Raw genomic sequence first — 7867 nt, 5'->3', positions numbered from 1 at the left:
TGGCGAACCCGGCTGCCGAAGGTCAGAGTGTGGTCTCGTCGACCTGCATGTGGCGGATCGACTGGCCGCCCTTGTGGTTGCCGGCACGACCGATCTTGGAATCCAGCAGATTCTGCAGACGGTCGACGGCACCGTCGAACGCTTCCTTCACCGAGCCCGCATGATGGGTGACGGCGATCGGTTGCTGACCTGCGACGCGGACTTCGAGCACACAGCGCTTGTCGTCGACGCCGGGCTTCGCGGCGTTCTCGTCACCGAGATGGATCTCGACGCGGGTGATCCGATCGCCGAAGCGCTCGAGCGCGGACTCCAGGTCACCTTCCAAGCGTCCGGCGATGTCCTCGTCGATCTGGATGTTGCTGTCCTTGTTGAGCTGGACCTGCATGAGTATCCCTCCTTCTCGGGCACCGGGCGGTGAGCCCGCCCTGGCATGCTGCCCACTTCCGATCAGACCCGATTCGCCGAGGCTCGGCAAATCTTCCGAGTGCGTGTCGCGACACCATCCGCGCCGGAAGTCCCGAATCGGATGGCGGTCGTCGTCCCGCCCGCTCATCTCACGAACGGGTGCCCAGTTCGGTCGCGAAGGTACGTACTGATTTCTCAGCGGCGGAACGGCTTTCCTCTGCCTGCCCGGAAAATACGGAGAGGGGTGTCAGACGATGGGCGAGCGTGAGTTCGGCAACGACCACCTCGACAGACATCCCGAGCGAGACACCGAGAACCTGCTGGAGCGGGGGCACCGTGTGGTCGGTGCCCTCACCCGGCGTACCCGGTGCATACGTGTTGCCTCGGCTCGACACGATCACCACGGGCTTACCCGCGAACGGGCGATCCGGGGTGTCGAACGGGACGGTGGTGCCGAGAACGTGGATGTAGTCGATCCACGCCTTGAGGGTCGACGGCAACGACCAGTTGTACATGGGGGCACCGATCACGACGACATCCGCGGCCGCGACCTCCGCGATCAGATCCGCCTGCAGCTTCTCCGCCGCGACATCGGGGGTCTCGCCGTCCGCACGCAGACGCGCCGCGTAGTGCAGACCCGCGTCGGGCAGATGCGGCAACGGATCGCGGTGCAAATCGCGCCGGACGACGGTGTGGCCTTCGCCGAGATCCCGCCAGATCTCGGCGAACAACCCGGTGAGGGCCCGCGAGACCGACGCGTTCATCTCGGCGGACGAATCGATGTGCAGCAGTTGAGGCACCTGGACTCCCTTGTGTCGAATACGCGTGCGTCGAATTGTTCCGTACCCGGCACACTACCGAGCGTGGCCTGCTGCGCGAGACCACCGACAGATGGGTAAGGGTCTGCTAACCTCACCGGCGTGGTAAAGCGCACGAAGTACCTCAAGCCGGAGGACCGCCGGATCCTCTCCGCAGACGTACTCGCGAGCAAACGGATCAGCCCGAACTTCGTGCGCGTCACCATCGGTGGAAACGATCTCGCCGACTACACCCCCATGGGCTTCGACCAGTGGTTCCGGCTGTTCATGCCCGGGCGGCACGGGTTGCGACTGCCGACCGCCGCCAGCAACCTCTGGTACGCGCAATACCTGATGATGGGCAAGGAACACCGACCACTCGTCCGCAACTACACCGTCCGAGAACACCGAAGCGCAGGAGCCGGAACATTCGGCGAGACAGCCGAACTCGACATCGACTTCGCCATGCACGGCGACCACACCCCGGCCTGCGCCTGGGCGTCGAACTGTGAGCCGGGCACAACCGTCGGCCTGCTCGACGAGGGCATCACGTACCAACCACCGGAACACACGACGTGGTCGCTGCTCGCCGGTGACGAAAGCGCACTGCCCGCGATCGCCGGAATCCTGAAGTCCGCGCCGCGCGACCTGCAGGGTGCGGTCTACGTCGAGATCGCCGATGCCGCCGACACCCAAGACCTGGGGGGACCCGACGGTGTGCCCGTCAATTGGCTGATCCGGACTGATCCGGCCACCGAGGTCGGCGCGCTCGTCGTCGATGCCGTTCGCAACGCGGAACTTCCGAGCGAATCCCTCTACGGGTGGATCGCCGGCGAGCAGACGCTCGCGTCCGGTTTGCGGCGGCACCTGGTGAACGATCGCGGTATCGCGAAGTCCGATGTCACGTTCACCGGGTACTGGCGAATCGGCAAGGCGCAGGGCTGAACTCGCCGTATCCGCTCCGCCGTCGGCCACCCGCCCCCACGATCGGATCAGCGGACGACGCCGCTCGACGCGGATGCAATTCGTGCGCCACCTGCCCGCGGGTCCGACATGCCTGTGACACGCTGGCCGGGTGAATCCGGCACACACGCAACGCGACTTCAGTATCCGGCTCGAGTGGGGTCTCTCCGGCGCCGCGGCTGTGGCTGCCGGTGCCGACGTCGCGGTCGTCGTCGACGTTCTCTCGTTCACCACGACACTGTCCGTCGCACTCGACCGCGGTGTGGAGGTGTTCCCGTACCGCTGGAACGACGACGGCGCCGCCGCATACGCCGCCGAGCGCGGCGCCACGCTCGCCGTCGGCCGACGAGCCGCCCGACCCGGCACGGTCAGCCTGTCGCCCGGCACGATTCGCGCGGCACCCAGCCTCGAGCGCCTGGTTCTGCCGTCGCCGAACGGATCGTCGATCGCCTGTGAACTCGGTGCGACCGCGACGATCTGTGTCGCTGCGTCGCTCCGGAATGCGAGTGCGGTTGCCCGGTGGATCGGACTCCACCACCCCGGCGCGGTGGTCGCGATCGTCGCCGGCGGTGAGAAATGGCCCGACGGTGCGCTCCGCCCGGCCGTCGAGGATCTGTGGGGCGCCGGTGCCGTGATCGCCGAACTCCCTGCGCCCGGCCCGCTGTCTCCGGAGGCGCAGGTCGCCGTGGACGCGTGGACAGCGGTACAGGCCCGGATGATCGATGCGCTGCGGGACTGCGCCTCAGGTCGCGAGTTGATCGAGGCCGGATACGCAGACGACGTCGCGGTCGCGGCGGAGCTCGGACAGAGCACCTGCGTCCCAGTCCTACGCGATCAGCGATTCGTCGACGCGGCCACCGCACGACGCGACCCTACCGACCCGCAGCCTCCCACACGAATCCGTCGAGATCGACGAAATTGCTTGCACCACCGCCGATGACGACGCGATGAGAGCCGCTACCGTCGACGGAAACCCCCAGATCCTTGGCCAGACCCTTGCGCTTGTACAGCGCGAACTCGACCGGGCTCGAAGCGTCGGAGGCGAATTCGGCGTACGTGCCACCGAAACTCCGCCCGACGGTGAGCCCGCGCTCGACGTAGAAGTTCCTGGCGGCCTTCACATCGTCGACGCCGAGCAGCAGGACGACCTCGTCGATGTCACGGGTGGCGGGACCGGTGTTCTTCTTTGCCGACGTCGCGACCTTCCAGATCGTGCCATCGGGCGCCTGGACGACACCCCCGTAGCCCCACAGCGACTTCGCGGCCGGCTTGATCGCTTCGGCCCCTGCTTCGACGGCGACATCGAGGAAAGCGTCCACGGTCGCGGGCTGCGACACCGTCAGAGCGAGCGTGAATCCCCGGAAACCACCGGTGTTCTCAGACGCTTCCCGCAGTTGGATGTAAGCATCGACCCCGAACGCCGTGTAGAAGCGACGCGCAGCGTCGACGTCGGTCACCTCGAGGGTGACGGTTGCGATGGACGTGGTATGTGCTGTCGTGGTTGTCATGATATCCACGTTAGGAATCGGCCGGCATCGTGCGCTTCTCGATTCCTGACCGATTGTCGTCGGCAACAGCCTCGTCGCGTAAGCCTGTGGTGACGTGCTGCAGGAACCGAGACCGGCGGACAGCGCCACCGGGTTCCGACCGAATGGCACACTCGTCTTCTTCAATCGACCGGGCGTACCACTCGCTCGGGACAAGGAGGTCGGTCGCTCGGAAGCGAGGCAGCGGCTACCGCTTCGCCTTGGCTGCGGCCTTCGCCGACTTCTTGAACTCACGCACCTCGTGCAGCGACTTTTCGTCGACGACGTCGGCGATGGATCGGCGGGACCCGTCCTGCCCGTAGTCGCCTGCTGCCTCGCGCCAACCCGTCGGCGCTACACCCATCTGCTTACCGAGCAGCGCCAGGAAGATCCTGGCCTTCTGGTCGCCGTAACCTGGCAGTGCTTTCAGTCGCGTCAAAACCTGCTTGCCGTCCGGATCTCCCGTCGTCCAGATGGCGGACGCGTCACCGCCGTAGTCGTCGACGATTGCTGCGCACAATGATTGGATGCGCTGTGCCATCGACTTCGGGAACCGATGCACGGCCGGGGGCTGCGCACAGACGGCGACGAAGCCGTCGGGACCGGCTTCCGCGATGGCGTGCACATCGAGTCCGCCGAGCCGGTCGGCGAGCTTCTTCGGACCCGCGAAGGCCGTCTCCATCGGAACCTGCTGGTCGAGGAGCATTCCGATGAGCAGTGCCAACGGGTCGGAGGCGAGCAGTGCGTCGGCGTCCGGGTCTCCGGCCAGATTCAGCGTCGATGCCATGTGTCGATCATGCACCGCGCCTCACCGCCGTCGCCACAGTACGGCGACGGCAACCGCGACGACGGTGAGCGCCAGCGTGACGCTGAACGCGTGCAGCCAGTGCGGGAACAGCGTGGGTTCGGATGCGGCAGGCACCGCGGCCAAGGCCGCGAACAATGCGACGACTGCGATGGCGGATGCCACCACAGACCATGCGCGGGCGAGCCGCGAATGACGCTGACCGCGCAGTTCGGCGCTGCGACGCACCGCGTGCTCGATCACGTCCGCCGCCTCGGCGAGTTCGCCGTCGAGATCGGCGATCTCGTCGGACACCCGACGCACCAACACCGAACGCAATTGCGTCGGCTGTGTCCATGAATGGAACCGGTTGTCGTGTATCGATTCTTTGCGCAGCAGGGCCCGCTCCATCTTACGGGCCTGCATCGCGGCGACGTCGTCCAGTGCGGCGCGGAGCCGGTCGCCGTCGAGGTCCTCGTGGTTGCGCAGATGTGCCAGCACCTGCCAGAAGTCCCGCGAGCAGCTCGCTCGCATCGCGACCCACTGCACAAGTCCGAAGATCATCTCGCCGGCACCGCACGCCGCGAAGTCGCTGTCCTCCGAGGTAGCGTCGAGGTCGAGCAGCACGGCACCCGAGTCCTCGCGCACGGCGATCGCGGCGCCGGGTTGCGCCGGCACATCGACGAGGTGCACACGGTCCCAGCTCCACAGGACGCCCCACTCTCGAGCAACAGCCCGGGCGAACGGACCGGTCGTCGTGCCGTCGACGAGGTCGCGCACCCGGTCGCCGCCGCTCGACACCACCTCCACCATCAGCGCCTCCACGACCGCACGGTCGCCGACACCACGATGGCGGTGCGCGACGACGTCGTGGAGCGGCCGGTACGTCGTCGGCGCGGGCATCATCCGGTTGATGCCGGGGAACAGTCCTTCGAGGGACGTCGACGACGTCAGGCCGAACGGGGCGAGGAATCCGTCCACGACCGGCCGGAAGCCCTGCCCGTCGCGGTCCTGCAACGGGTCGATGCGCCGGCCGATCAGCGGGGACGTGTTGTCCCTCAGCGCTTCCAACGCAAGCACGAGGCCGTGCCCAGGGATCTCCCACAACGACACGCACGTCGCGGGTGCGCCGACGAACGGACGGGCCGACGAACCTGCCCGCAGCGACCCGGTCGCGACCCCGAAGGACACCTCGGGGCGCGTGCGGTCGACGAGATGCCGGTATGCGAGGAGAACCGCCGGCCGCACGCCGTGATCGGTGGCCCGGACCGCGCCGACCCGCGCAGGAAGGAACGGTTCGATCGCATCGACCGGTGGTACCGGTGGTCGCGGGATCGTCGAGGCGTCGATGTCGAGCGCCATCAGAAAAACGTCGAGCACACCGTGGCATCCCGTCACGGACGCGACGACAGTTGCGCCGGCTCCGGTTTTCACGAGAGCGCGGTCTTCCATCACACTCACCACTTCCGAACCCGCCGCGGGACTCGCGGCGACCCTGATCGGGGAGTATGGCACTTCCTGTCGAGAAAGCCCAGTCGATCCGTTTTTCCAGATCACATGCGTCGGACCGAGAGTTGTCCACAGGGTTGTCCACAGCCTGGGCACAACTTACGCGGAGTGAGCGAATGTATCGCTCGTCTCCTTCAATCGACCCAGCGATACATTCGCTCGATGAACCCGCGCGCGGGCGCTCGAGAAAATCGCGCGCGGGACGGAAACGGGCTGACCGATCAGTCGGCGAGAGCCTTCTCGGTTGCGGCGAGCAGCACGCAGGTGGCGACACCGTCCATCGCGGTGGCCAGCTCGTCGAGCGACGGGAAGCTCGGCGCGAGACGGATGTTCCGGTCGTCCGGGTCGTTCTTGTACGGGAACGCCGATCCGGCGGCGGTCAACGCGATGCCGGCGTCCTTCGCCAGCGCGATGACGCGCTTCGCGGTGCCCTCGACGACATCGAGGCTGATGAAGTAGCCACCCTTCGGTTCCGTCCAAGACGCGACCTTCGACGCACCCAGGCGATCTTCGAGGATGCGGAGAACCAGCGCGAACTTCGGCGCGAGGATCTCGCGGTGCTTCGTCATGTGGACACGAACCCCGTCGGCGTCGCCGAAGAACCGCAGGTGCCGGAGCTGGTTGATCTTGTCCGGACCGATGGTCTTGATACCGAGGAACTTCTGGTACCAGGCGAGATTGTCTGCAGACGAGCCGAAGAAGCTGACGCCGGAACCGGCGAACGTGATCTTCGACGTCGATGCGAACGCGAACACCCGGTCGGGGTGGCCCGCCTCGGCCGCGAGACCGAGGATGTCGACCGCCGGTGCGCAGTCCTCGACCAGAGGGTGCACCGCATATGCGTTGTCCCAGAAGATCCGGAAGTCGGGAGCGGCGGTCGGCATCGACACCAGTGCCCGGGCAACGTCCTCGGAGTAGACGGCACCGGTCGGGTTCGAATACGTCGGCACCGCCCACATGCCCTTGATCTGCGGATCAGCGGCGACCAACTCGGCGATCACATGGATGTCCGGGCCGTCGTCACGCAGCGGCACCGGGATCATCTCGATGCCGTAGGACTCGGTGATCGCGAAGTGGCGGTCGTAGCCGGGCGCCGGGCACAGGAACTTGACGACCGATTCCTGAGACCACGGGCGCGGCGAGCCGACTGCGCCGTGCAGCAGCGACGCGACGATCAGATCGTGCATCATCTCGAGGCTGGCGTTGTTGCCTGCGATGAGGTTCTCGACGGGGATGTTCAGCAACTCGGCGAAGATCGCGCGCAGCTCCGGGAGGCCGGTGAGGCCGCCGTAATTGCGGCAATCGGTGCCGGAGGCATCGCGGTAGTCACCCGCGCCCGGCAGCGACAGCAGCTCCGCGGAGAGGTCGAGTTGCTCGGGGGACGGCTTTCCGCGCGTCAGATCCAGCGTGAGCTTTTCGGTCTTCAGTCGGTCGTAGTTGGCGGACTGGCGCTCGTGCTCTGCAACGAGTTCCTCATGGCTCATCAACCCGATCTGGGTTTGGGCAGGCATGCGGAAGAACCTTTCACCGTGCACGGCGACACGGGCATCGGCGGAGTTGAGAGGACCCCGCGCACCCGGCAGAGCCCGTTGACCCTTGCTGCCTTCCGGCCCTGGGGGAGTTCACAGGATGCGCGCCGCGCGGGATCCATCGGCAAGTGTAGAGGACACCCCCCGCAACCGCTGAATCGCCCCGGAACAACCCCTCGAAAACGCACAACCACCTGCTCGTTTGGCAAGAATCGCAGAGTGTTCGGTATGCTTCCCCACGGAGGATTCGCCTAGTGGCCTATGGCGCTCGCCTGGAACGCGGGTTGGGTTAACGCCCTCAGGGGTTCAAATCCCCTATCCTCCGCACCGAAGGCCCTCGGCCTCGTGGGAAAC

General features: G+C 66.5%; 8 protein-coding genes, 1 tRNA gene and 1 other RNA gene. 3 read left to right on the top strand and 7 right to left on the bottom strand.

The window, feature by feature from the left end:
* Positions 1–22: 22 nt before the first annotated feature.
* Together WAX14_RS05465 and WAX14_RS05460 are read right to left on the bottom strand one after the other, a co-directional pair.
* Positions 23–385, bottom strand: a complete 363-nt coding sequence (locus WAX14_RS05465; protein ID WP_422627074.1) for an HPF/RaiA family ribosome-associated protein — start codon at positions 383–385, stop codon at positions 23–25.
* A 169-nt stretch (positions 386–554) separates the two neighbouring features.
* Positions 555–1205 carry an FMN-dependent NADH-azoreductase gene (locus WAX14_RS05460; protein ID WP_422627073.1) on the bottom strand — a complete coding sequence of 217 codons (651 nt, stop codon included), beginning with the start codon at positions 1203–1205 and terminating at the stop codon, positions 555–557.
* A 120-nt stretch (positions 1206–1325) separates the two neighbouring features.
* On the opposite strand from WAX14_RS05460, the gene WAX14_RS05455 reads away from it, so the two are divergent.
* On the top strand, positions 1326–2147 hold the full coding sequence (locus WAX14_RS05455) for a siderophore-interacting protein (protein WP_422627072.1): 822 nt from the start codon (positions 1326–1328) through the stop codon (positions 2145–2147).
* Positions 2148–2277: 130 nt separating this feature from the next.
* Positions 2278–3105, top strand: coding sequence for a 2-phosphosulfolactate phosphatase (locus WAX14_RS05450; protein WP_422627071.1), 828 nt, complete (start codon positions 2278–2280; stop codon positions 3103–3105).
* On the opposite strand, the gene WAX14_RS05445 is transcribed toward WAX14_RS05450, so the two are convergent.
* The 5 genes from WAX14_RS05445 to ffs all read right to left on the bottom strand — a co-directional run bounded on the left by WAX14_RS05445 (position 3038) and on the right by ffs (position 7636).
* On the bottom strand, positions 3038–3673 hold the full coding sequence (locus WAX14_RS05445; RefSeq protein ID WP_422627070.1) for a glyoxalase: 636 nt from the start codon (positions 3671–3673) through the stop codon (positions 3038–3040). The two genes, WAX14_RS05450 and WAX14_RS05445, sit on opposite strands and share 68 nt — an antisense overlap.
* Positions 3674–3899: 226 nt before the next feature.
* Positions 3900–4478, bottom strand: a complete 579-nt coding sequence (locus tag WAX14_RS05440) for an HhH-GPD-type base excision DNA repair protein (protein WP_422627069.1) — start codon at positions 4476–4478, stop codon at positions 3900–3902.
* Between the two features lie 21 nt (positions 4479–4499).
* Positions 4500–5927, bottom strand: coding sequence for a hypothetical protein (locus WAX14_RS05435; RefSeq protein WP_422627068.1), 1428 nt, complete (start codon positions 5925–5927; stop codon positions 4500–4502).
* Positions 5928–6205: 278 nt separating this feature from the next.
* Positions 6206–7495, bottom strand: a complete 1290-nt coding sequence (locus WAX14_RS05430; RefSeq protein WP_422627067.1) for an aminotransferase class I/II-fold pyridoxal phosphate-dependent enzyme — start codon at positions 7493–7495, stop codon at positions 6206–6208.
* A gap of 46 nt (positions 7496–7541) precedes the next feature.
* Positions 7542–7636: signal recognition particle sRNA small type (gene ffs / locus WAX14_RS05425), an RNA gene on the bottom strand.
* A 117-nt stretch (positions 7637–7753) separates the two neighbouring features.
* Between ffs and WAX14_RS05420 the strand changes: the two genes are divergently transcribed.
* Positions 7754–7838, top strand: a tRNA-Ser gene (locus WAX14_RS05420).
* The last annotated feature ends 29 nt before the right edge of the window (positions 7839–7867 follow it).

It is taken from the genome of Rhodococcus sp. (in: high G+C Gram-positive bacteria) (assembly GCF_049299235.1).
GTDB lineage: Bacteria > Actinomycetota > Actinomycetes > Mycobacteriales > Mycobacteriaceae > Rhodococcus.
This window is presented reverse-complemented; position numbering and strand designations above follow the sequence as displayed.

Coding starts and splice junctions, on each gene's coding strand:
- WAX14_RS05435 (WP_422627068.1), bottom strand. CDS start 5,927: ATGGAAGACCGCGCTCTCGTGAAAACCGGAGCCGGCGCAACTGTCGTC.
- WAX14_RS05445 (WP_422627070.1), bottom strand. CDS start 3,673: ATGACAACCACGACAGCACATACCACGTCCATCGCAACCGTCACCCTC.
- WAX14_RS05440 (WP_422627069.1), bottom strand. CDS start 4,478: ATGGCATCGACGCTGAATCTGGCCGGAGACCCGGACGCCGACGCACTG.
- WAX14_RS05430 (WP_422627067.1), bottom strand. CDS start 7,495: ATGCCTGCCCAAACCCAGATCGGGTTGATGAGCCATGAGGAACTCGTT.
- WAX14_RS05465 (WP_422627074.1), bottom strand. CDS start 385: ATGCAGGTCCAGCTCAACAAGGACAGCAACATCCAGATCGACGAGGAC.